The 24,855-nt window shown below is 34.1% G+C and carries 22 protein-coding genes and 3 pseudogenes; 6 read left to right on the top strand and 19 right to left on the bottom strand.

Features of this window, described 5'->3' with window-relative positions; all coding sequences use genetic code 11:
* Window positions 1-52: 52 nt before the first annotated feature.
* The 3 genes and pseudogenes from HGO49_RS06430 to HGO49_RS07405 form a co-directional block, all read left to right on the top strand.
* Window positions 53-519, top strand: a pseudogene (locus HGO49_RS06430) (helix-turn-helix domain-containing protein); the annotation flags it as partial.
* A 73-nt stretch (window positions 520-592) separates the two neighbouring features.
* Entirely contained in the window at window positions 593-1,681 is a 1,089-nt protein-coding gene (locus HGO49_RS06425) for an IS481 family transposase (protein ID WP_096616077.1), read from the top strand.
* A 35-nt stretch (window positions 1,682-1,716) separates the two neighbouring features.
* Window positions 1,717-1,934, top strand: a pseudogene (locus tag HGO49_RS07405) (IS630-like element ISWpi11 family transposase); the annotation flags it as partial.
* 167 nt (window positions 1,935-2,101) lie between these two features.
* Here HGO49_RS07405 and HGO49_RS07560 read toward each other — a convergent pair.
* The 10 genes from HGO49_RS07560 to HGO49_RS06375 all read right to left on the bottom strand — a co-directional run bounded on the left by HGO49_RS07560 (window position 2,102) and on the right by HGO49_RS06375 (window position 13,308).
* Window positions 2,102-2,188 carry a transposase family protein gene (locus HGO49_RS07560; protein ID WP_409350577.1) on the bottom strand — a complete coding sequence of 29 codons (87 nt, stop codon included), beginning with the start codon at window positions 2,186-2,188 and terminating at the stop codon, window positions 2,102-2,104.
* Window positions 2,189-2,455: 267 nt separating this feature from the next.
* On the bottom strand, window positions 2,456-3,391 hold the full coding sequence (locus tag HGO49_RS06415; RefSeq protein ID WP_017531819.1) for a P44/Msp2 family outer membrane protein: 936 nt from the start codon (window positions 3,389-3,391) through the stop codon (window positions 2,456-2,458).
* Between the two features lie 59 nt (window positions 3,392-3,450).
* Window positions 3,451-4,677: a tRNA (N(6)-L-threonylcarbamoyladenosine(37)-C(2))-methylthiotransferase MtaB gene (mtaB, locus tag HGO49_RS06410; RefSeq protein ID WP_017531818.1), complete on the bottom strand. Its 1,227-nt coding sequence runs from the start codon at window positions 4,675-4,677 to the stop codon at window positions 3,451-3,453.
* 112 nt (window positions 4,678-4,789) lie between these two features.
* Window positions 4,790-5,074 (bottom strand): hypothetical protein, encoded by a 285-nt coding sequence (locus HGO49_RS06405; protein WP_017531817.1) that lies wholly within the window; start codon window positions 5,072-5,074, stop codon window positions 4,790-4,792.
* A gap of 20 nt (window positions 5,075-5,094) precedes the next feature.
* Entirely contained in the window at window positions 5,095-6,183 is a 1,089-nt protein-coding gene (locus tag HGO49_RS06400; protein ID WP_096616077.1) for an IS481 family transposase, read from the bottom strand.
* 263 nt (window positions 6,184-6,446) lie between these two features.
* Window positions 6,447-8,009 carry a Mur ligase family protein gene (locus tag HGO49_RS06395; protein ID WP_017532610.1) on the bottom strand — a complete coding sequence of 521 codons (1,563 nt, stop codon included), beginning with the start codon at window positions 8,007-8,009 and terminating at the stop codon, window positions 6,447-6,449.
* Window positions 7,978-9,210, bottom strand: coding sequence for a cystathionine beta-lyase (gene metC, locus HGO49_RS06390; protein ID WP_017532611.1), 1,233 nt, complete (start codon window positions 9,208-9,210; stop codon window positions 7,978-7,980). The genes HGO49_RS06395 and metC overlap by 32 nt, the downstream gene beginning before the upstream one ends.
* A gap of 7 nt (window positions 9,211-9,217) precedes the next feature.
* Window positions 9,218-9,502, bottom strand: coding sequence for a BolA family protein (locus HGO49_RS06385; protein ID WP_012481743.1), 285 nt, complete (start codon window positions 9,500-9,502; stop codon window positions 9,218-9,220).
* A gap of 70 nt (window positions 9,503-9,572) precedes the next feature.
* Window positions 9,573-11,486 (bottom strand): molecular chaperone DnaK, encoded by a 1,914-nt coding sequence (dnaK, locus tag HGO49_RS06380; protein ID WP_017532612.1) that lies wholly within the window; start codon window positions 11,484-11,486, stop codon window positions 9,573-9,575.
* A 73-nt stretch (window positions 11,487-11,559) separates the two neighbouring features.
* The gene (locus tag HGO49_RS06375) at window positions 11,560-13,308 is read right to left on the bottom strand and encodes an Rne/Rng family ribonuclease (protein ID WP_017532613.1); all 1,749 of its coding nucleotides are present in this window, start codon (window positions 13,306-13,308) and stop codon (window positions 11,560-11,562) included.
* Window positions 13,309-13,457: 149 nt separating this feature from the next.
* Between HGO49_RS06375 and rpmG the strand changes: the two genes are divergently transcribed.
* Window positions 13,458-13,658, top strand: a complete 201-nt coding sequence (gene rpmG / locus HGO49_RS06370) for a 50S ribosomal protein L33 (RefSeq protein WP_017532614.1) — start codon at window positions 13,458-13,460, stop codon at window positions 13,656-13,658.
* Between the two features lie 446 nt (window positions 13,659-14,104).
* On the opposite strand, the gene HGO49_RS06365 is transcribed toward rpmG, so the two are convergent.
* The gene (locus HGO49_RS06365; protein WP_007302707.1) at window positions 14,105-14,980 is read right to left on the bottom strand and encodes a zinc ABC transporter substrate-binding protein; all 876 of its coding nucleotides are present in this window, start codon (window positions 14,978-14,980) and stop codon (window positions 14,105-14,107) included.
* Between HGO49_RS06365 and HGO49_RS06360 the strand changes: the two genes are divergently transcribed.
* Both HGO49_RS06360 and ubiB read left to right on the top strand, forming a co-directional pair.
* Window positions 14,972-15,703: a metal ABC transporter ATP-binding protein gene (locus HGO49_RS06360; protein WP_017532615.1), complete on the top strand. Its 732-nt coding sequence runs from the start codon at window positions 14,972-14,974 to the stop codon at window positions 15,701-15,703. The genes HGO49_RS06365 and HGO49_RS06360 overlap by 9 nt on opposite strands.
* Complete coding sequence (gene ubiB / locus HGO49_RS06355) at window positions 15,700-17,121, top strand: 2-polyprenylphenol 6-hydroxylase (RefSeq protein ID WP_012481747.1); 1,422 nt, start codon at window positions 15,700-15,702, stop codon at window positions 17,119-17,121. The genes HGO49_RS06360 and ubiB overlap by 4 nt, the downstream gene beginning before the upstream one ends.
* Before the next feature lie 143 nt (window positions 17,122-17,264).
* On the opposite strand, the gene HGO49_RS06350 is transcribed toward ubiB, so the two are convergent.
* The 8 genes and pseudogenes from HGO49_RS06350 to tatC all read right to left on the bottom strand — a co-directional run bounded on the left by HGO49_RS06350 (window position 17,265) and on the right by tatC (window position 24,854).
* Entirely contained in the window at window positions 17,265-18,947 is a 1,683-nt protein-coding gene (locus HGO49_RS06350) for an ankyrin repeat domain-containing protein (protein WP_017532616.1), read from the bottom strand.
* Window positions 18,948-19,038: 91 nt separating this feature from the next.
* Window positions 19,039-19,986, bottom strand: a complete 948-nt coding sequence (gene trxB, locus HGO49_RS06345; protein WP_017532617.1) for a thioredoxin-disulfide reductase — start codon at window positions 19,984-19,986, stop codon at window positions 19,039-19,041.
* The gene (locus tag HGO49_RS06340) at window positions 19,973-20,572 is read right to left on the bottom strand and encodes a peroxiredoxin (RefSeq protein WP_017532618.1); all 600 of its coding nucleotides are present in this window, start codon (window positions 20,570-20,572) and stop codon (window positions 19,973-19,975) included. Before HGO49_RS06340 ends, trxB begins: the two co-directional genes overlap by 14 nt.
* A gap of 157 nt (window positions 20,573-20,729) precedes the next feature.
* Window positions 20,730-21,914 carry a hypothetical protein gene (locus HGO49_RS06335; RefSeq protein ID WP_017532619.1) on the bottom strand — a complete coding sequence of 395 codons (1,185 nt, stop codon included), beginning with the start codon at window positions 21,912-21,914 and terminating at the stop codon, window positions 20,730-20,732.
* A 193-nt stretch (window positions 21,915-22,107) separates the two neighbouring features.
* Window positions 22,108-22,254: a hypothetical protein gene (locus HGO49_RS06330; protein WP_017532620.1), complete on the bottom strand. Its 147-nt coding sequence runs from the start codon at window positions 22,252-22,254 to the stop codon at window positions 22,108-22,110.
* An 80-nt stretch (window positions 22,255-22,334) separates the two neighbouring features.
* A pseudogene (locus HGO49_RS07555) lies at window positions 22,335-22,487 on the bottom strand (IS630-like element ISWpi11 family transposase); the annotation flags it as partial.
* A gap of 189 nt (window positions 22,488-22,676) precedes the next feature.
* Entirely contained in the window at window positions 22,677-23,948 is a 1,272-nt protein-coding gene (locus HGO49_RS06325) for a magnesium transporter (RefSeq protein ID WP_172758360.1), read from the bottom strand.
* Window positions 23,949-24,095: 147 nt separating this feature from the next.
* Window positions 24,096-24,854, bottom strand: a complete 759-nt coding sequence (gene tatC, locus HGO49_RS06320) for a twin-arginine translocase subunit TatC (RefSeq protein WP_017532623.1) — start codon at window positions 24,852-24,854, stop codon at window positions 24,096-24,098.
* Window position 24,855 lies beyond the last annotated feature (1 nt).

The following is a 24,855-nucleotide window of genomic DNA, read 5'->3' as shown; positions in this document are numbered from 1 at the left end:
GGTAAAAATGCCAGCAGCGTATAGTTATGACTTAAGGAAAAAAGCCATTTAGGTGTTGGATGAAGGAGAAAGTAAAACAGCAGTAGCAAAGAGGTTCAAAATCGGTAGAGTAACATTGTACAAATGGGAGAAAAGGCGGAAAGAAACAGGAATCAAAGAAACTAGGAAATAGAGGGCATAATCATAAAATCACCGATCGGAATGCGTTTGCAGAATTTATAAAAAAACACGGTAGTAAAAGACAATCAGAGGTGCTGTGGCAATATAAGTCGTCAAACTATTCATAGAGCTTAAAAAAAATTGGATTTACACGCAAAAAAAGACTTATGGATATAAAGAAAGAAACGAAGAAAAACAAGCTGAATTTTTAAAAATCATATCGGCAAAGTCCCCTAAAAATTTGGTATATATTGATGAATCTGATATAGACAATACAGAAATACGGATATTGCAGAAAGGGAGAATGCACTGAAATCAGGTAAGAAAACTCAGAGAGTTAGCATGATTGCAGTTTTAAATTGTATTAAACAAGACTTGATCTGACACTTTAAAAAAGTAAGTTATAAAATAATAAAAGAAAGGAGTGTTAGAAATGAGTACGATACAAACAAAAATACTAAAGCCGAAACTAGGATTGCTAGAGCTAGCAAAACAGCTTGGAAATGTGTCTCAAGCATGCAAGGTTATGGGATATTCAAGGGATACATTTTATAGATTCAAAGAACTATATGAAAATGGAGGAGAAGAAGCGCTGCATGAGATAAGCAAGAAAAAACCACTTATGGCAAACAGAGTCTCTGAAGACATGGAAAGAGCTGTAGTTAATATTGCAACAGAATTTCCTGCATATGGACAACAAAGAGCTGCAAATGAACTGAGAAAAAGGGGCATAATAATCTCTGAAGGTGGAGTGAGATCTGTATGGCTGAGAAATGACCTTGAGACCTTCAAAAAAAGACTGAGGGCTCTTGAGGCAAAAGTTATGCAAGATGGAATAATTCTAACAGAGGAGCAACTTGCGGCTTTAGAAAAAGTTAAAGAACAAAGGGAAGCACATGGTGAAATTGAAACAGAGCATCCAGGTTATTTAGGTTCTCAAGATACTTATTATGTAGGCAACATCAAGGGTATAGGAAGAATCTATCAGCAAACTTTTATTGATACTTATTCGAGAGTGGCTTTTGCTAAGCTTTATACAGATAAAACTGCTATTACCGCTGCTGACTTGCTGAATGATAGAGTAATACCATTTTTTGATGTACAAAGCGTGCCATTATTGCGCATTTTGACCGATAGAGGTACAGAATATTGTGGCAAACCAGAGAATCACGCTTATCAGTTATACTTAGGAATCGAAAATATTGATCACTCAAGAACTAAAGCCAATTCTCCGCAAACTAATGGCATATGCGAGAGATTCCATAAGACTATGCAAGATGAGTGTTACAATATTATTTTTCGCAAGAAAATCTACAATTCTTTGGAAGATCTGCAGATAGATGTTGATCATTGGTTGCGTTCTTATAATGAGACAAGGCCTCATTCAGGCAAATATTGCTATGGCAAAACGCCTACTCAGACTTTTCTTAATAGCAAACACATTGCTTTTCAGAAAAATATTAGTAGCATGAAACAAGAGACTGATATTAGTTTTAACTACCTCAATTCTTCTGTCAGTTAATTCATCCCTGTCAGATTAAGTTGTGTCTAGTACATTTAAATAAGGGAAAAATCGTTGCACCCATGACCTTCAAAGGCTATTGTGATACAGAGGTTTTTAATAGCTGGTTCGAGCAATTTCTTGCACCAATTTTACAGCCTGGACAAACATTGAGCATCATTGGTTTGCTACAAAAAATAGGGCCGGTCCTCTTTTTAAATCTTTTCGCCAGGCTATCGATTCTGCTTTTCTTCACTTGTTCCCACTATTATGAGAAGAGCTATATATGCTGGAATGAAATTCCAAGCTTTTTTCCTAAGTCTCTTTTGCTCTCTCTATAGGGCCATCTATTACTAAAATCTCGTATTCTACATTTGACTTTAATAGCTCTTTATCTTCCTGAAATCTGAATGTTTTATCAATGCATCTTCTATCCAGCCGTTAGCAATCACTTTCACTTATTCCATAGCTTTGCGCTATATGGAAATATGTACGGTATTTACGCAAATATTCTAGTGCTATTAACAAACATGCATTGTTTATTTGGTTTTCCTCCTCTTGCCTTTTTCTTGGCCTCTTCCTCTATTAAAATTTCTATTATTTTTCCAAGGTTTTTCTTTTTACTGCTGTTAGTCTTCGAAGCTTCTCTTCATCAAGTTTACTTACCTGCTCAAAATTTATAACTTCCCTAATATTGCTTCTACTACGTGTTTCTTAAGTTATCCAAGAAGTCTAATGGCAAGAAAAGAAGCACTGACCACTTTTGCTTCAGATGCCCTTGAACAGATATTATTACTAAAAATTAAACATCAAGCCAACTTCAATATTATGAGTGGATATATCGTCTGCAACAGGTATCGGAATGCTAAAATAATGATAGCCGAGAAAGGTTTTAACTTCTGGGATTATTGAGTAGTCAACACCAAGCTTTATTTGATAAGCAAACCAAGGAACATTCAGTGGCATTGAATTTTCTGGTGATCCATTAATCTTTTTTAATCTAAAAACTGTTGGTCCTATACCAAGTCCAAAGTACGGAGCAAATTGCGTATTTTGAATATTGGGGCTATAAAAAAAGTTGAATAAAAACGCAAATACGATTGCTGATTTATCAAATAACGGGGGAGCATTACTATCTTCAATATTGGCTATAGAATACATGGCTTCAAAATCAACTCGGCCATTTTCTCCGGCATAGTAACCTAAAGATACACTTCCAAGCCACTGAAAATTAATTTCACCCTTAAACTTCTGTATACTCTCAATTTCACTTACTAAAAAAATCTTGGCAAGCATTGACACCGGATCTGTTAGCCAAGTAGAATCATCTGCATTGATTAAATTAATAAACCTTTTTCCTATTTCCTTTATACCCTTTACAAATGTTTCTGAATTATCATTGTATATCTTACCACCGTTAGCACTAACATAGAAATCAAGTTTTTTTGATTTTTCCTTTGTAGGTTCAGCTTGATCTGCAACACTTGGCCACATATTTTTCTGACCAGCTGCTTGGAAAATAGAAGGTGAACTACTTTTAAGTTCTTGATATTTTATTGGTATTTCTCTTTCAGCAACCTCTTCAGAACGTATTACACTTTCATTATTATCTGTTTCTAATTTTAACGGTTGTACTTGCTCAATGTGTGTATTGTTACTGATGTAAGTAATAAAAAAATAGACACACGGAATGAAGATGAAAAATAAAGCAATAGATATTCTAATTATCATAAATGAATTATCACTTATAGTATAACTACTATATCATATATTCCTTTAATGTACAAAAATTAAGAAATAATATTTCCAATTAAACAATTATTTTCTATTCCTGTAACATGAGCTTTCACAATACTTTTAGCTTGAGCTCTTGATTCAAGCTTTATTAGTGCAAAATTTTCTGCTCTACCAGCATGATTTTGCTCAACCAGAACGTTTTGCTTAGTGCCGATCAAAGATTGATAAAAATTGCTCATCATTTCTTTATTTATTTCTCTTAGATGCTTTACTCGTTCTTTACGTACATTCTCTGGTATTTGTGGCATCCGTGCAGCAGGTGTGTTTTTCCGCTCTGAATATGGAAAAGCATGCAGGTAAACTATATTTGTTTTTTTCAGTAAATCAACTGTATCCTGAAACATTTCATCAGTTTCTGTTGGAAATCCAGCAATAATATCAGCGCCAAATGCTATATTAGGTCTTAAGCTCTTCATTTTATGATAAAATTCTATCACTTGTTCTCTATTGTGACGACGTTTCATTCTCTTTAGTATTAAATTATTACCAGACTGTAGACTCAAGTGTAAGTGAGGCATAAGTCTTGACTCATTAGCTATTAAATCCATTAGTTCATCATCGACTTCAGCAACATCAATAGAGGAAAGTCTTAGTCTCTTTAACTGTGGTATATCCTTTAAAACTCTTCTAATCATTGAACCAAGTGATTGCTTACCAAACAAATCTGTACCAAAATCAGTAATATCAACACCTGTAAACACCACTTCTTGATACCCATTTTCTATAAAAATCTTAATTTGCTCTATAATATTGTTTACTGGCGCAGATCGATTATTCCCTCTTGCCTCAGTAATTGAGCAAAATGTGCAGCTATGATTACAACCATTTTGAATTTCAATAAATGCCCTTGATTTATCTTCAAATCCATTAATGAGAATAGGTTCTACTTGGTTATCGCTGACTAAGATTTCATCATTATTTAGTAGATAATTTTCAGCTCTTAGCTTGTCTTGATTACCTAGCACTTTACTTACACCAGGAATATCACTATATGATTTAGGATCTAATTGAACGGCACAACCAACTACAATAATTTCTTTACTTGGGTCATTCTTATAGATCTTACGTATTTTTTGCTTTACTTGACGTTCTGCTTCATTTGTCACTGCACAGCTATGCACCACAACAACATTTTCTCTCTTTGCTTTTTTTAATGCTTCTTTGATTAACTCACTCTCGTAGAAATTTAGACGACAACCAAATGTTATTACTTCATTCATGCTTTTGCTTTAATAGATCTAAATTATATCAAATATCTAAGCAAAATGACTATTTTTTGGTGGATAAATGTATAACTAGTGCAAAAATACCATCAATCTCACTTTCTTCTTTTTAAATATAAAGATCTTTACACCAAGAAACATCATTGTGGCCAACCTTTTGATTATCGATCTTTTCTCCCTGGTCAAGATACTCACCACCATTTTCAATAAAGTTAACATCATATGATTGAGCCATATCTCTTAATTCATGATTAAAAGCAAATTGAACGATGTTTTGCTCAAAAAAATACGACTTTTCAGGCTTAGAATAAAGTATTGCACACATTATATCTTTTTCAGGCTTAGCTTGGAGTATCTCTTCAATTCTCTCTTTTCCTAGCTGTACTAGACACAACTTAATCTGACAGGGATGAATTAACTGACAGAAGAATTGAGGTAGTTAAAACTAATATCAGTCTCTTGTTTCATGCTACTAATATTTTTCTGAAAAGCAATGTGTTTGCTATTAAGAAAAGTCTGAGTAGGCGTTTTGCCATAGCAATATTTGCCTGAATGAGGCCTTGTCTCATTATAAGAACGCAACCAATGATCAACATCTATCTGCAGATCTTCCAAAGAATTGTAGATTTTCTTGCGAAAAATAATATTGTAACACTCATCTTGCATAGTCTTATGGAATCTCTCGCATATGCCATTAGTTTGCGGAGAATTGGCTTTAGTTCTTGAGTGATCAATATTTTCGATTCCTAAGTATAACTGATAAGCGTGATTCTCTGGTTTGCCACAATATTCTGTACCTCTATCGGTCAAAATGCGCAATAATGGCACGCTTTGTACATCAAAAAATGGTATTACTCTATCATTCAGCAAGTCAGCAGCGGTAATAGCAGTTTTATCTGTATAAAGCTTAGCAAAAGCCACTCTCGAATAAGTATCAATAAAAGTTTGCTGATAGATTCTTCCTATACCCTTGATGTTGCCTACATAATAAGTATCTTGAGAACCTAAATAACCTGGATGCTCTGTTTCAATTTCACCATGTGCTTCCCTTTGTTCTTTAACTTTTTCTAAAGCCGCAAGTTGCTCCTCTGTTAGAATTATTCCATCTTGCATAACTTTTGCCTCAAGAGCCCTCAGTCTTTTTTTGAAGGTCTCAAGGTCATTTCTCAGCCATACAGATCTCACTCCACCTTCAGAGATTATTATGCCCCTTTTTCTCAGTTCATTTGCAGCTCTTTGTTGTCCATATGCAGGAAATTCTGTTGCAATATTAACTACAGCTCTTTCCATGTCTTCAGAGACTCTGTTTGCCATAAGTGGTTTTTTCTTGCTTATCTCATGCAGCGCTTCTTCTCCTCCATTTTCATATAGTTCTTTGAATCTATAAAATGTATCCCTTGAATATCCCATAACCTTGCATGCTTGAGACACATTTCCAAGCTGTTTTGCTAGCTCTAGCAATCCTAGTTTCGGCTTTAGTATTTTTGTTTGTATCGTACTCATTTCTAACACTCCTTTCTTTTATTATTTTATAACTTACTTTTTTAAAGTGTCAGATCAAGTCTTGTTTAATACAACTATATCACGCAACATTTCATCCTCAATTTTTCTATATTCTCTCACTAATCTTGTAACCACAATCTCCACTTTCATATCCTTGTATAGCTCTTCTCATAATAGTAGGAACAAGATAAGATAGTGATTTAGTGTAACAAGAAGGTAAAAATGCCAGCAGCGTACAGTTATGACTTAAGGAAAAAAGCCATTCAGGCATTGGATGAAGGAGAGAGCAAAACAGCAGTAGCAAATTTTTGGCCCTCTCTAATAACTTCAACATCACTAAATTCAAGGGCTTGGCCTTCTATTATTTGGAATCTTTCATGTCCTTTTCCTGCAACTAGCAGAATCATATTTTCATCATGTGCTATATTTATACCTTTCTCTATAGCTTTTTTTCTATCTCCTATCTCCAGTGCATCAGGGCAATGTAACAAAATATCGTGACGAATTTTCCCCGGATCTTCATCACGCGGATTGTCATCTGTGACTATAACTTTACCTGCAAGCATTTGTGCTATTTTACCCATCTCTGCACGTTTTGTTTGATCACGATTCCCGCCACAACCGAACACTAGAACTATCTTTTTATTGAAGTGCCATTTTAAAGACAACAGAGCTTGTTTGAGTGCACTTGGAGTATGAGCGTAATCGACAAATGCAAAAGTGTTCACTTTTTCCATTCTTCCAGATGGAGAAGCGAGTTTATCTATACACATTCTTTGATAGTCCATACCAGATGAAATAACTATACCGATTGCACACAACAAATTATATGCTTGAAATTGCCCAAAAATCGGAAAAAATGCGTTATAAATTTCATCACCGATTTGAATTGTCAGGTATTGACCATTGGCAGTGGGTATCTGCTTTAATAAAGTAATGTCAGAGTTTTTTTTTCCATAGGTTATAACTTTGTTGCCACGCTTTTCAGCTATGTTGAGCAACTCTCCATATTCGCCTATATCTGCATTTAAAATCGCTGTTTTTTCTTTTGGCAATACCTCATCAAACAACCTTTTCTTGGCCTCAAAATACTCATCGATACTTTTGTGATAGTCCAAATGATCTTGAGAGAAATTAGTAAAAGCTGCAGCATTGAGCCTGAGTCCATGGATTCTGTATTGATCGATTCCATGGCTTGAAGCTTCTAATGCTAAGTGTTCTACGTTCTTATTATTTATGTCACGCAATGTGGAATAAAGATCATCTGCACTTGGCGTTGTAAGGCTATTATCTTTTCTATTATTATTGACACATGTTCCCAGTGTTCCTATAGACGCTACATTATCTTGCCAAATCTGGCGACAAAATTCCACCACTGAAGTTTTACCATTCGTACCAGTTACAGCAGCAACATATTTAGGTTGTTTGAATTGATAAAACCTGCTGACTATTTCACTGTATATTCCTTGAGGGTCCGAGTGGTAAAGCACTGCAAAACTTGGAGTACTTGTCATTCGAGTAGCGGACACTGGAATCCAGTTTTCATTATACAATTGTCTAGTATGCTTGTTTACAATTAAATTTTCTGGATCCCAGTGTCTGAGCACTGGGATGACATCTTTCTTGGCCCCTTGTATTACAACGTCTACACAGTTGTGTACACATCCATTAGGAAGACATGTTACGTGTTCTTTACTCCTTTCTGACACACAAACAAAAAGGTAACCTTCTTTAACTCTCTTAGGATTACATGTGACGCCTTTGATTTCAATATCAAAGTCAGCATTTACAATGTTATGCAGTAGCTCTTTCAGTCTCACAATCATCTTTAACACTTGAACATGGCAGTCTTATTAATGCAGTATTCAAGTCAAAAATCAAATCTTCAGGATCTTCTAGTCCGCAAAATATTCGCACAAAACTTCCACCATAATCTGAATTCATTACAGATCTTGACATAGATCTATGTTCTATTGGTAATATCAAACTGTCACATCCTCCCCAAGAAGCACCGATGCCAAAAATTTTCATGTGATCAACCATGCAGCTTAGTTCCTCACATGAATATTCTCTATCGAGTACTATACTAAATACGCTACTTGCCCCTTTGAAATAACTTTTCCATAAATCATGCTGAGAATAGGAAAAAAGTGCGGGGTATAAGACTTTTTTGATTTTTGGATGTTTTTCCAGCCACTTTGCTACTTGTATTGCTGTACTTTGATGCTTCCTCATGCGTGTTTGCAGTGTTCTAAGTCCCCTGTGTGCAAGGTAACAGTCATGCGATTGAATGGTGACTCCATAATTTTTATAGCTCTCATAAAGCAATTTAAAAATTTTACCTTCAGCAACCATAGCTCCCATCACTAAATCTGAGTGACCGGCTAGATACTTTGTCACCGCGTATAGTGCAACATCAATTCCATAATCAAGCGGCTTAAACAACAAAGGAGTGGCCCATGAATTGTCACAAACGGTTAAGATTCCACGTGCTTTAGCAACTTTTACTATATGCTCTATATTTGAAATCTCAAACGTTATAGAACCAGGAGTCTCAATCATGATGAGTGAAGTATTACTCTGAACTAAATCAGTTATATCCTGTGTCGGATTATAAAAAGTTACTTCTACTCCTCTTTTTGGTAGCTCATTTTCGGCAAATCTCTTTAGCCTATAATAACTATTATCTTGTATCAGGACATGTGAACCTGCTTTAGTGAAAGTCAAAATAGCAAAAGTAAGTGCAAATAATCCAGAAGGGTAGATGAGTGCTTGTCCCCTACCCTCAATTTCAGCCAGTGCATTTGAAAAATAATGAACAGTAGGCGTACCAACATTACTGTAACTGTAATCCCTTGCAACACCATCATTGATTACATCGTATATACTTTCTCCATTTGCTGCATTTAAGTAGTCCTTGTAAGTAGGAAATAATATAGTAGAAGAATGATAAACTGGTGGGTTCATCGACCCTTTATAATCATTAAATTTTCTTCCTGCTTTAACTAATAAAGACTCTTCTCTCACGTTTCTACTATTTATTTTTTAGATTGTATTCGCTTTGCGTATACAAGTGAAGAGAAATCGCATGTAATCGCTCTATTTCACTCTTTAATAATTCATAGATCAATTTATGCCTCTTTAAAGAGCTCATTCCAGAAAAGTCGTTAGATATTAATACTAATTTGATATGTGAAGGTAGTGTCGAAGAAGAAACAAAATAATGATCTACATGCTTTGCTGATTCATCGATAATATTAATATCAATTACACCTATTGAATCGCGTAATTTTTCTTCTATTGTCTTAATAATATCCACAATAGTTCCTTTAAGCAACAATACGCTCCTCTTGTCATCCCAGTATCAGCTACTTGGATGACAATCGCAATTACTTATTCTCTTCTTTATTATCTATGTCTTGATAATCAGAATCTACTACTTTTTCTTCCTCATTATTTGTTGTGGATGAGCTTTCTCCACCTTGTTGTTGTTGAGATTCCTTATACATAGCTTCTCCAAGCTTCATAGAAAGTTGAGAAAGATTAGTAACCTTCTGTTGTATTGAATCAGCATCATCAATATTATCAGACTTACTAACTTCCTTTAATTCATTAACTGCATTCTCAATAGCAGATTTATCTTCTGGAGAAATTTTATCACCATATTCTGTCAAAGATTTTTCTGTAGAATGAACTAAACTATCCGCTTGATTCTTCACTTCAATAAATTTCTTACGCTTTTCATCTTCTTGTGCTTTTTCCTCAGCTTCTCTCACCATCCGATTTATTTCATCCTCCGATAAACCACCTGAAGACTGAATACGTATTTTTTGCTCTTTTCCAGTAGCTTTATCCTTTGCAGAAACATGCGCTATTCCATTTGCATCTATATCAAATGTCACCTCAATTTGAGGAACCCCACGAGGAGCAGGTGGTATTCCTTCTAAACTAAACTGACCAAGCAGTTTATTATCAATCGCCAATTTTCTTTCACCTTGATGTACCTTAATTGTAACGGCTGTTTGGTTATCTTCTGCAGTTGAAAACACCTGAGATTTTTTTGTGGGAATAGTAGTATTACGTTCAATAAGTGGAGTGAACACTCCCCCTAGAGTTTCAATACCAAGAGAAAGTGGAGTTACGTCAAGTAGTAATACATCTCTTACATCACCTTGAATGATTCCCGCCTGTATTGCAGCTCCAATTGCTACAACTTCATCAGGGTTAACCCCTCTGTGTGGATCTTTGCCAAAGAATTCTTTAACTTTCTCTATGACTTTTGGCATACGAGTCATGCCACCAACAAGAACTACTTCACCAATTTGACTAGCAGACAAACCAGCATCTTCAAGAGCTTTTTTGCAAGGAATTATAGTCCTTTCAATTAAATCATTCACTAAACTTTCAAGCTTTGCTCTTGTTAGCTTCATATTTAAGTGTTTTGGGCCACTTGCATCAGCTGTAACAAACGGTAGATTTACTTCTGTTTCCATTGCACTTGACAATTCTACCTTTGCTTTTTCTGCAGCTTCTTTGATTCTTTGCATAGCCATTGGATCGTTTTTCAAATCAATGCCATTACTTTTCTTGAATTCACCCAGTAAATAATTTACTACTGCATTATCGAAGTCTTCCCCTCCAAGGTGAGTATCACCATTTGTAGCCTTTACTTCAAAAACTCCGTCACCTATTTCAAGAACTGAAACATCAAATGTACCACCACCAAGATCATACACTACTATTGTGTGTCCGTGCTTTTTATCAAGACCATAAGCAAGTGCTGCAGCAGTTGGTTCGTTAATTATTCTGAGAACATTTAATCCAGCAATTTTTCCTGCATCTTTTGTTGCTTGACGTTGAGAATCATTGAAGTACGCCGGCACTGTTATCACAGCATCCTTTACTTCTTCCCCAAGATAAGCCTCAGCTGCTTCTTTCAGGTTTTGTAGTATAAATGCACCAATTTGACTAGGAGAGTATTCTTTACCATCAGTTGTTTTAACCCATGCATCACCATTTTTTGCTGCAAATACCTTATACGGTACACCTAGATTCTTCATTTCAGGATCGCTATATTGGCGACCTATCAATCTCTTAGTTGCAAAAAAAGTATTATTTGCATTGGTAGTTGCTTGCCTTTTTGCTGGAGCGCCAATCAACCTTTCTCCAGATGAAGTAAATGCAACTATAGATGGAGTAGTTCTTGCTCCTTCTTTATTCTCGATTACTTTTGCATCCTTGCCTTGCATTATTGCAACACAAGAATTTGTTGTTCCAAGATCTATACCTATTGCTCTTCCCATAATGAATACTCCCTTTTAAATATTATCTGATGTAAAATATATAAGTATAAAACTCGTTAATTACAAGTCCCGTTTAGTTGTTAGAGCCCAAAAGGCGCGAAAGCCATTTAGTTAACCAAAAGTTGCCCGGTAGTTTACCAGCTTCTTTATCCCTGCTATTCACAATTTGACATCCAGAATTCTGCAATGGCTTATAAGCATTAAAATTAATATGGTCTCCTTGCTTTAAAATAAATGTATCTGCATCTAAACTATTATCAATACTAACATTTAATGTAATATTGAACTCTTTTTCGATTGTAGAAACCATATCACGCTTATTATTAAAAATGTGCGCTATAACTGCACTGCGTGCTATTAAATCAAAGGACTTATTTTGATTTTTATTAGCAATATGTTGCAAATCCCTTAGTATCGATGCAACAACCACTTCGTTTGACTTCACTCTTCCAATACCTTTACAGCGTAAGCACTCTGTAGTATTAATTTCCTGTACATTTGGTTTAATTCTTTGTCTTGAAAAGACCATTAAACCAAAGTCATTGATAAAGCTAAATTGAACTTTAGCTTTATCATCTTTAAACGCCTGCTTGATAGCAAATTCAACATTTTTGCAATACTCAAGTTTCAACATGTCAATAAAATCAACAACTATTAACCCTGATAAGCCCCTGAGATTCGCTTGCCTTGATATTTCAGATAATGCCTCCATATTAGTTCTATAAGCTGTTTCTTCTATGTTATCTTCTCCTGTCATTTTCCCTGAATTTACGTCTATTGAAACAAATGCCTCAGTTAAGGTTATCACCAAAGACCCACCAGATGGCAATTCTACTCTATTGCTATATAATTCAGAAATTTGATCTTCGACTCGATAGTAAGTAAAGATTGGAACAGAACCTCTATATAATCTAGGACGCAATTTTCCTTGTAACACATTTTTAGTGTATTTTCTTACCGCTTCACAAACTTCTCTATCAGATACTATAATTTCTGTATCATTACTACAAAAGTCACGTACAGATCTCATAACTACATCTGCTTCGTTGTAAATTAATGATGGAACATTTAAAGAAGAGAAGTTTTGCTGGATATTTTGCCATAATAAGGTCAAATTATTGTAATCTTGCTCAATTTCTTTCTTACTTTTTCCTGCACCAACAGTTCTTACTATTAAACCTGAGCCTTTTGGTAAATTTATTGAATTTAATATATCCTTTAACTGTTTTCTAACGTTGGTATCTTCAATTCTGCGAGATACTCCACCCCTACTTATGGAATTGGGCATGAAAACACAGTATCTACCGACCAAAGTTACGTATGTTGTAAATGAAGCTCCTTTATTTCCTCGTTCTTCTTTAGTTAATTGAACTAATAACTTTTGATTTACTGAAATCACATCTTGTAACTTATATTTTCTATGTAAAGGTACCCCCCTCACAAAACCACTGCTGGATTCATTACTAGCTGTAGAATCTAGGCCTTCTTCTGTGCAATTATCATTTGAACAGTCCACACCGCTCGAATAGTCTTCATCAGGGAAAATTTCCTTCTCTTTTTCTGGAATATTAAAGTAATTTAGAGATATCTCAGAAAAAGACAAAAAACCTTGCTTATTTTTTCCATACTCAATGAACACGGCCTGCAAAGCAGGCTCTATACGCTTTACATAAGCAACGTATATATTACCTCTTAATTGTCTTTTTTCCTTGAATTCTTGTTCAAACTCTACAACCCTACCATTAACTAGTAGGGCAACCCTTACCTCGTTAGAACAGGTAGTACTTTCTATCAATAATAACCTTTTGCCATCATTCGCCACTTATTTACCGTCTACTTTTCATTCTGAAATGTTCTTATACTACTTAATATATTATTGATTGTCAAGAATTTTGCGATCTGCATTATTGGGTTGACTTTCAGTGTTTTGCGTAATAAACTTGCATAGAGTTTATTATATCACTAACAACTATGGCGAAAAAAAATGCTTCTTTGCTTGTCAAGCTAGTTAGCACTGCAACTAAAACAACAAAAACTGGAGAAGAGAAACTAACAGGCTGTTTTTATGTAAAAAAACGTAATCCTAAGAGCCTTCCCAAGAAGCTCGAGTTTAGGAAGTATGATCCAGTAGTCAGAAGACACGTATTATTTAAAGAAGAAAAATTAAAGTAAGTTTATTGTTATATACAATTTATAACCAAGTTACACTATAACGATAGAGCTAAACAATATTAAGGCAAGAGAAACTGAAATTAATAAAGGTTATTGAATATTCAATAACCTAAAGTAAAAAACACAGAAAACGCTCTGGAACCTGCAATATCACACATTAGTAGATAAAAAATCAAGCAGACGTTGTCATCCCGGTGCCTTGGCACTGGGATCCAGGAAAAAATATAGATCCAGTAGAGCAAGGATTAGTGTCATTCAAGTAGCTGACATTGGCTTGCCCTAATCTCATCAAGAACGTTGTGCTTTAACATAATATTTTTATGCTTACCAACTTAACTGGATCCCAGAATGGGATGATATACTTCTGGTAGATAATGTCGGTATAGTTGTGATTAGAATAGAAAGCACTAAGTTTGCAATGCTATCTGAATAGATAAAAGAACTCATTACTCAGTGAAACAAGACTTGAAATTTTGTGCAATGCTGCTGATTATATCTAGATATGCATCCTTTCCAGGCTCTACATCTGATCCAATAGGATCAAGAATCACCATTTTTACGTCACTAGAAAAGACATTAGGCTTTATGCTATCCTCTCGTGAATGAGAAACAATACATTTAACGTTTTCCTCTTTCATTACCTTTTTTAATTTCATTAAACTCTTCATACCTATGTAAGAATCTTCTTCTATAGAAAGAATGGCGCTTGGGTAACTTAAATCAAAATATTTTTCGAAATATTGATAAGCATCGTGAGTAACTATGTATTTTTGATTTTTTAACTCATCCAATTCTTTCGTAATTTTTTCTACTTCTTGGTCTATCTTTCTTATAGCCTCCTCTGCGTTAGTATTGTATCGATAGGCATTTTCTTTATCTATATTAGATAATGTTGCACTGATAGAAAGTATCATACTTTTTGCATTTTCAGGACTCAGCCAAATATGCAAATCTTTTTCATCTTGAATGTGACTAGAAAATGAATGTGTTCGAGCAGGAAGTAGATCGATTGCACTTGATAGCGGTATTAACTTCTTATTTTCTTTAGCGAAAGTTTTAATGAATGTTTCCAAAGAATCATCGATATAAAATATAATATTGCTGGATTCTAATTTACTTGCGTCTGAAGGCCTGAGCATGTAGTTATGTTCAGACACTACTTCGTACATTAGTAGTTCTGGCTTTGAAATTCCATCTGTAACAGAAGCTACAAGTGAGTGTATAGGTTTGATTGTAGCTACAATTTTTAAATTGGATGAAAAGGCACTATTGTAGTATAATGTAAATGAAAGTAATAGAAAAAAAAACAGTAAATGTCTCATATAAATGTTGAGAAGAAGTCAATTTTTGCCAAAAAATTAAGTAGTGTCAATAACTGCATTCTAAAAATAGAAAACCTTACTCTTTCATACGGTAACAAAAAAGTTCTTGATAATATCAACATATCAGTACAAAGAGGAGATATAGTTACAATACTTGGTCCAAATGGCGGAGGTAAAACCTCTTTAGTGAAAGCAGTTGCTGGTATAAATAAAGGTTTTATTGGCAGTATTGTATTCGCTAACAATATAAAAATTAGCTATATGCCACAAAATTTTAGTATTGGTAATTTGATGCCAATAACAGTTGAGTCTTTCCTTTTCAATAGCTCCTCGAAGAAATTGAAGAAAAATCAACCCATTGTTACAGAAGCAATAGAATTGGTTGGTATCGGTAACATCCTAAAAAATCAAGTATTAGAAATCTCTTCAGGACAAACACAATTACTGCTGCTTGCACGCTGTTTAATTTCAGAATCTGATTTGATCATTTTAGATGAGCCAGTCAGTGCAATGGATATTAACGCACGATCTAAATTTTATGATATTATAAATAAAATCGCAAAAGAACGATCAGTGTCGATTCTCATGACTTCTCATGACCTTAACTCTGCTCTACCATCCTCAGATTACATAATTTGCATAAATAATACTATCTATTATCAAGGTAAACCTGATGAAATTATGGAGATAAATGAAATATTTGGCAGTTACGCAGCGAAATGATTCAAAATATTCTACGTCTTCTGCAAATAACTACAGTGCTAACACGCTACAATGTGTTACCTTATTTACTTCCACCATCAAAAAAATCAATAAATAAAATACAAGGTCATAAACTAAAGCGTGCTCTTGAAAGATTAGGTCCGGTGTTCATTAAATTTGGGCAATCCATTTCATCACGCACTGATATTTTAAATGAGGACATAACAAATAACTTGCTATTGATATGTGATAGATTGCCATCATTTTCGTATAAAATAGCAGTTAAAACTATAGAAAGTGAGTTTAATTGTAAATTAAGCGATATTTTTTCAAGTTTTTCTGAAAAGCCAATTGCAGCAGCATCAATTTCTCAGGTGCATAGAGCAGTTACAATTGAGGGTAAGGAAGTTGCTGTAAAGGTTTTGAGGCCAAATATTGAGAAAACATTCTCAAGGGATATAAAAATGCTTTCTTGGCTTGCAGAAATTGCAGAAAAATTTAGTGAACAATCAAAAAGGCTGAAGCCAGTTGAATTAGTCAAAACTTTTGCTGAAATTTGCCGATTAGAGTTAGATCTACGCTTTGAGGCTGCCCACTCTTCGGAACTGAAGGAAAATACTAAACATGACAGAGGTTTCTACGTACCTGAAATAGATTGGAGTAGAACTTCAAAAAAGGTTTTAACATTAGAATGGATGGAAGCTATACCAATATACGAAGTTGAAAAGCTGAATAACCGAAAGCAAATAGCTATCAATCTTATAGAATCTTTTTGTAATCAGGTATATAGGGATTGTTTTTTTCATGCTGATATGCATCCTGGAAATTTAATGATCGATAGTAATAACAATATTATTGCCCTGGATTGTGGAATCATGGGTAGAATAGATCGTGAGACATGCTATTACGTTATAGAGATACTCAAAGGCTTTTTAAATAGGGATTATGATCACGTTGCAAAAATGCACTTTAGAGCCGGTTATGTTCCATCACAGCATAGAAATTTTGTTACAGCTTGCAGAGCAATAGGTGAGCCCATTGTTGGACAGCCTATACAGAAGATTTCATTTGCTCGATTACTTACTCAGCTACTAAAAATAACTGGTGATTTTGATATGAAAGTTCAAACACAATTGTTATTGCTGCAGAAAACTATGATTTTATTAGAAGGAACATGTAGGAAAGTCTATCCAGAAATCAATATGTGGAAAGTAGTTGAAACATGGATAAACAATCAACATGAAAGTAAAATAGGGTATAGGGAAAAAATTAAAAGCTCTTATCCCATAAAAGCAATTCAGGGAATATTTAGCCTTATAGAAAAATTAAACCTAATAGCTGACAAAAAATTACAGGTGAAAAATAAATCAAATGGAAAAGCCTACTTTTTACTTTGGTCTGTAATTATAATTCTCATCGTTAAACTTTTAATTTCTTGAACTAAAAGATAATAGAAGCAAGTTTACAACAACTATTTCAGTCTTGAAACCACTCAGGTTTACATTCACTCGAATTATCAAGGTATTTTCAGGATGTACAAAAATTTTCAGAAGAGTTTAGACAAGAAGTAAAAACCTTAACTCTATCTTAAACTGATAACATTACCAAATTCAGTGCTTATCACATCACTCAGTACTGTACTTGCTTTATATGAACAGTAGCATCCAATTGTAAGGAAGACAAATGCAGCTACAGCAAGTGAAATACATATTTCTAAATTCGATATTGTTAAACATGCACCAATAGCAAACGCTCCAGATAACACAAAAGAGGCAGAGGCATAGTTACTTTGCCTTCTATTATAAATGCTTGCTTCTGAAAGTTTTCTGTTTTTGTTATTTAAGTCTTGATTTTGAGTTTGAAGTTCTGATCTCTGTTGACTAAAATCCCTTTTTAACTGTGAAATTTTGTTAGTGTCTCTTTCACTTACAACCCTATCCAACTCTTGCTCTTTTTTTCTAAGTTGAGTTTTTGTTCTTTCAAGCTCATCTCTAAGGTTTTTAAGTTGACTTTTTTCTCTAGTAAGTCGAGCTACTTGATCAGTGAGAGTGTGAATTCTTTCCTGATTACCCTGCCTTACTTGTCTCAACTCCTTTTCTAACTGTGAAATTTTGTCAGTGTCTCTTGTTCTTTCATCTACGGTCCTATTCAACTCTTGCTCTTTTTCTGCAAGTTGAGCCTTTGTTCTTTCAAGTTCACCTTCCAGGTTTTCAAGTCGCTGCAATTCTTGAGCAATAAACTCATCGTTTATTTCTGATTGAACATTATGTGTATTTGCTACAGGTTGCTCTGCACTTGCAGGAAATTTCTCATTGAGATAATTTTTAATAGATTCACTTGGATTATTAACATTCCCCAACACAGCGTTGACAATTGCACGATTTATGAAGCAGTGATCTTCTACTAATTCTTTTACATCACCCAAATCTTTTCTATTAATAGCATCAGTTAATCGCTCCTTCATAACTTGCTCAATTATTTGCTTCACCCATGGATTTTGCTCTATAGCTGGTATCGGTTTTATTTGATTAAAATCTAGGTCTTTATGTTCTAAAAGTTTAGTCAATACTTCCTCGTTATCTTGTGTTATTCCTTGTAAACATGATTTGATAATCAGGCTAAGCAGCGTTTCTATTTCTCCATTGAAATTTCTTTTCCAGCAATTAGGGTTGAATTCTTCATTTAATAGTCTTTTTGCTTCATGGAAATTTCCATGAGAAAGAGCATTCAATAATTGTTTTCCTGTTTGTGCTTTTTGTATTTCTTTTGTAAGATGTGAAAAATCTTTCTCCTGCTCTCTCCCAATTTGTTCAATATATTCTTTAGGAGTGTAACTTTTTCTTCTCCCATAACGATCTTCATAATCATTTCTAATGACTGGATTCAATTCAGGATGTCTAAGTAACATCTGTACGAAACTCCTATTTTCCATACGAAAAGCTAGATGTAGAGCTGTATTGAGTTCTTTAGCTTCTTGAATATTAACATTTAAATTCTGGTGCTGTAAAAGCAAAGTCATCATTTTTAAGTTTGTAGGACTATCATCACCACCCATGATAATAGTCATTAATGGTGTATATCCCTCATCAAACGCATTAACATTCGCACCTTCTGCCAGAGCTCGCTTAAAATCCCCTAGATTTTCATCATCAATAGCTTTAAATAATTTTGTTGTTGATTGTCCTGAAGTTGTTTGATTTTGAGTTCGTAATCCTACATCACTAACAACCCTTCTTCTAAAATCTACATTACTTCCCGAAAGCATACTAAATTCTCCTCAACCTATAATTTATTAACATAATTATAAAAAAAACAAAGAAAATTGCAAGTAATTTAGTTAAAAATTTTAGAACTAATTATGATTCCAAAAATTTTTCTGCATCAAGTGCAGCCATGCACCCTGTTCCTGCGGCAACTACTGCCTGGCGATATACCTTATCTTGAACATCGCCAGCGGCAAACACCCCTGCCCTACTGGTTAGAGTTGTTCCAGGTTTCGTAATTATATAACCTTGCTGATCCATTTCAACAAAGCCCTTAAAAATACCTGTATTTGGTGCATGCCCAATTGCAATGAACACTCCATCTACTTTCAATTCCTGGGTTTTATTGATGTCTGTCGATTTAATTGTAATGCCAGTAACTTTTTTAGGATTTTCTTCTCCAAGAATCTGCTCTACGGTATGATTCCATATTACCTTTATCTTATCATTTTTAAAGAGCCTGTCTTGCATTACTTTCTCTGCTCTTAACTTATCACGCCTGTGTATCAGTATAACTTCCTTAGCAAATCGAGTTAAAAATATTGCTTCTTCAACAGCAGTATTTCCACCACCAACCACAGCTACAACTTTATTTCTAAAAAATGCACCATCACAAGTTGCGCATGCCGAAACTCCGTAACCTTGAAATTTCTTTTCACTCTCCAGGCCAAGCCACTTCGCTTGCGCACCAGCTGCGATTATAATTGCATTCGAATAGTAGTCACTAGCATTACCACAAGATCTAAATCTATACTCATTAGAATCCTCAAGTTGTTCTACACTTTTTATCTCATCGTCTATTATTCTTGCTCCCGCCTTCTCTGCATGCAACCTCTTTTGTTCCATGAGTTCTGGACCTTGTATAGAAATAAAACCTGGATAGTTTTCAACATCCGTAGTAATTGTAAGCTGACCACCAGGTTGCATTCCTGTTACTACAATTGGCTCTAAATTTGCACGTGCTGCATATATAGCAGCAGCATAACCCGCTGCTCCAGATCCAATAATAAGAACTTTTGTACTCAATTTATAATTCTGCACTGTGTGAGTTTAGATAATCAGCCACTCCTTCATCACTTGCCTGCATTGCTGGCTTACCTTTTTTCCACCCTGCTGGACATACTTCACCATGCTCTTCATTATGTTTTATTGCATCAATAATTCTAATAAACTCATCGACATTACGTCCCAAAGGAAAATCATTTATCGATTGATGACGTACAACAAATTTATCATCAATAACAAAAGTTGCTCTTAGTGCAATTGAGTCGTCATATAAGACCCCATAGTCTCTTGATATAGACTTTTTGATATCAGACACTAAATTGTAGCTAACCTCTCCAATACCACCATCATTAACTGGAGTGTTTCGCCATTTATAGTGTGAAAATTTTGAATCTATACTTATTCCTATCACTTCAACATCACGTTTTGAAAAATCTTCTATTTTGTTGCTAAATGATATCAACTCAGTTGGACAGACAAAAGTAAAATCAAGTGGATAGAAAAAAAGGACAGCATACTTATCCTTTATATGTTTACTTAAACAGAAATCATCAACTATTTTTCCACTAGCAAGAACAGCCGAAGCAGTAAAATCGATAGCGGATTTTGTTACAAGATTCATAACTAACCTATTCGTTCTTAATATTCATAATTTTATACCTTGATACATTTACATGCAAGTTTTCTTTAGCCCCAATCTTATAAAAACTTCCTCTTATGGCTGTGAAAATGTTATGATAAGAGCTAATTTTCATGAGTAGGGAAATACCCAAATATTACTATCTTTCACCTTTTCTTCCTTCAAATTTTTTAACCATTTCTTTTACACTTACATTCGTGGAAGGTAAATTTTTGCTGGCAAGATGGTTGATCGAAGATTTTTTATTCCCTACTGGAAATGAACGAGATTGTTTTCTCTTCACACTGATATCCGTTTGTGTTACTGAAGCAGTTTTGTTTTCAGCAGGCAACACGTTCTTTACTTGATTTTGCTCAAATCTTTCTTTTAATGCCTTTACTTTACTACTCTCGCGAGTCACTTCTTTTTTCATAGCAACTACTAGTACTTTTGGTCCATCAGCTTTTTTTGCTGATTCTTTACCATCTTGATTTTCAGATTTTAGTGGTAGTGTAGGTTTACTCTCAGCTGATTTTTCCACTACTATTTTTTGCTCTGTGCTTACTTTTTCGTCTAAATCTTTAGGCTTTGGTGGTACTGCAGGTTTATCTTTTTTCGGTTCTTGTCTAATTTTTTGATTGATAGTAAACATTTTCTCTGGTACTGGTGGTACTCTTGGTGGTTTTGGTGGTGCAAGAGATTGAAGTTGTTGTTTCTTCCTATTTTCTCTTTTTGCTTCTATATGTTCTTTAGGAATTGTTGCATAAATCGGCTCCTCTTTAATTGATTGTAGATTACTCAAATCTTTTGTTAAAGATTTGCTCTTTTCCTCTTGATAATTTGATATTTCTTCATACTCAGGATCTTCGTTTAATGAACCTCCATAACCTGAATCTTCTCGCTCATATAAGAGATTTTTCTTTTGCTGTCTATTTTCTAAATTTACTCCATATGACCTATATTTATCTTGACTTCTTTCTATTCGCTCTAAATCTGAAATTTTTTGAATAACATCTGTATATTCGATTACTGTTCTAGCAGTTGAAGGAGGCAATTTATCTTTTATAAAATTACTTATATTCCTAATCGAAACATCTCTTCCTAATATTCTATTGAATATCCTAAGAATTAATGGCTTTTTATTTGCCTTCTTTACACAATTATTCAAGTCATCACGTATAACAAGTTTAGCTACATCTTCTGCCTTATCTGTAAAACCCTCTAAAGCATGAGATAAATCTGTTACTGTTTTACCATATTGTTTCTCTGAATTCCCTAGCTTTATAACTTTGATCAGAGAATCGAGATTTTTTTTATAATCCTCACTTTTAAATGGATCATTCATACTAATTGTAATATTTTATTGAAATATAGATCTAAAATATTAAGATCTAGTGAATATTACTTTTTTAGTTCATATATAGCTATAGTTATACGGCGATAATGCGTAGCAGAATAACGATTTCGTCATTCTAGTATCTGCTGTCATCCTTATTTAAGTGCATGAATGTGGAATCTAGTTTCATCATATGACAGTTTCATGCAAGTAGCTTGTTGATGGAGATTGCTATTAAGTAACAATGCTCATGCAGCTGTGATTTAAACTCACGCACTCCTGCTTTTTTGAGAATTTTCCGCAATATTTGGTCTAACAACTCTTTCAGTAATAACTTCAGTAAACTCATTTGTTATTGCTGTCGTATGGTAAAAAAATATCTTAATAAAAGCTGTTACACTATTACTAGAAAGATATCAATCACGCTCTATTGGATCTACATTTTGATTTAAAATCGCCTATTTTCTTGCACCTTTTTGCCATTCATAGAATGTTAACTTTGAACCTCTTGGCTACAAATGCTCTACTTTCTCCTACATCCAATGCTTTTTTCCTTAAATCATAACTATATGCTGCTGGCATTCACATCTCCTCACTACTTTACCTGTTCTATCATGTTCCGACTATTAGGAAAAGAGCTATAATTTTCAATACTAACAAAACTACTTCCCAATCTTTTATACAGCAACCTATCGAACTTAATTCTGTGAATATATGATCAACAAAAAAAACTTTGAGAAAAGGAAGAATAGACTTCTTCCTTTCACTTAACTACTCTGTTATATTTACCCCTGTATCAACAACTCCTTGTCCTACATTAACTATATCTAGATTCTCACTAGGCTTTGAAATTACATATGTAATACCACCAGCAACAAGTCCTGTTACTAGAGCAGCAGCTATAGCTATACCAATTAAAGCCAATATCGGTAATGCAACACCAGCAGCAAAACATCCACCACCAGTTGCCAATGCAGCTATAGCACCATAAACACAGCCAATTATTATTGGTTTATTAGTAGTTTTTACTTTGTCTTTTTGTTTACTACTCTCTATTTCAGATGTACTACTTTCATCAGTTATATTTCCTTCAGTTTTAGGAACGATGCTTTCAGCCATTGAAGACTGTTCATTACTTTCACAATCGGGCATAATACTTATTTCAGATGTACTACTTTCATCAGTTATATTTCCTTCAGTTTGAGGTACGCTGCTTTCAGCTACTGAAGATTGTTTCTGACTTTCACAACCAGACATGATCTTTTTAAGTACTGTTAGCCTATCAGCAATGTGCTGTGGATCTTTTGATGATGAGTCTAAAATTTCCTTAAGTACATCATTATAAATATCTTTATTTTTGTGATTAGGCATGATCCTTTTAAGGGTTACTTGCCAATCCTCTTGCTCTTGATTGTGGAATATCTCGTTAACTTCCTCTTTCCATTTAATTTTGTTAGTATCATCTTTACTTTCACAACTAGATATGCTCTTTGCAAGTATTTTTAGCCAACCATCAATTTTAGCTTTTTGCTCTTCATCTTGCTCTTGATTTTTTAGTATTTCTAAAATATTCTTGGTTTTGTTAAGATGATCTTTTTTTATACTAGCGAAAACTTTTTCTAACATATTATTCTTTTCAGCTACATCTAGAATATTTTTAATAACTTCCTGATTATAAAGAATTGTAGCATGGGCAAGCAGTGTTATATCATGTTCCGCACCGTTTTTGAACTTCAAACTTATATTTGCAGTAGTAAGTACTGCTTCTAATATCGCTTTATCTTTAATTACATCTAAAATATTTTTAATAACTTTCTGGTTACTAAAACCCATAGCATAGGCAAGAGGTGTTAGAGTATGATTTTCACCATTTGAAAGATCGATCTTTATATTCGCAGTAGTAAGAACTTCTTTTAATACCCCTTCTGTTTTAATTTCTTCAAGAATAGGAGTAATATTACCATCTTTTCCTTTTTTTATTTCATCCCTTAACTTATCATATAATCCTTGTTGTGTTTCATTTAACTCCTCATATTTTAGCATATAAAATTCTCCTACTTAAAATCATAATATACTTTAATTATTATATATTTAAATAATAAAGTCAAGAATTTAACAATATACCTAAGTATTACAAACACTAAAACAAGAAAGAAGAGAAGCTCGAGTATTCATCTTTTTTTTCAACAACTAATACTTTGCTTTCTTCTCAATATATCTACATATCAGAATAGACAGCTCATATAATACCAGCATTGGTATTGCAAGCCCTACTTGGCTTAGTACATCAGGTGGAGTTAAGATTGCAGCAATAATGAAAATTACCACTATTGCAATTCTACGTTTATTTGACAAGCTTTGTGCAGTGATTAGCCCTACTCTCACCATTAAGGTTAGTATGACTGGAATTTGAAATGCAGTACCAAACGCAAACATGAATTGAAGAACAAGGTCCAAATATTCACTGACTGATGGCATAAACTCTATTGGTATACCGAAAGATTTACCGCTATGTTCAAAAGCAATAAAAAATTTCCAAGCTAAGGGAAATATGTAATAATAAACTACAGCAGCTCCTGTTATAAACAAAACCGGTGTTGCAATTAAGTACGGCAATAACACTGCCCTTTCTCTTTTATATAAGCCAGGTGCTAGAAATATGTAGAATTGCCATGCAAACACAGGAAAAGAAAACAACAGTGCACTCATTATTGCAACCCTGAGATATACAAAAAACGCTTCTGTTAAGTCTGTATAGATTAGAGAAAAATCATTGCTATCTTTTGTAACTTCTATTAAAGGTGCAAGTAAAAAGCGGTATATATTTTCTTTAAAGTAGTAACAAAACCCGAAGGTAACACAAAAAAATAAAAAGCAAAAAATAACCCTTTTTCTAAGTTCCGCAAAGTGCTCATAAAATGAAGCATATTTTTGTGAGTTTTCGTTCATA

Source organism: Wolbachia endosymbiont of Diaphorina citri, assembly GCF_013096535.2.
Classification (GTDB): domain Bacteria; phylum Pseudomonadota; class Alphaproteobacteria; order Rickettsiales; family Anaplasmataceae; genus Wolbachia.
Note: the sequence above shows the minus strand (reverse complement) of the source record. Positions and strands in the feature narration are given on the sequence as shown.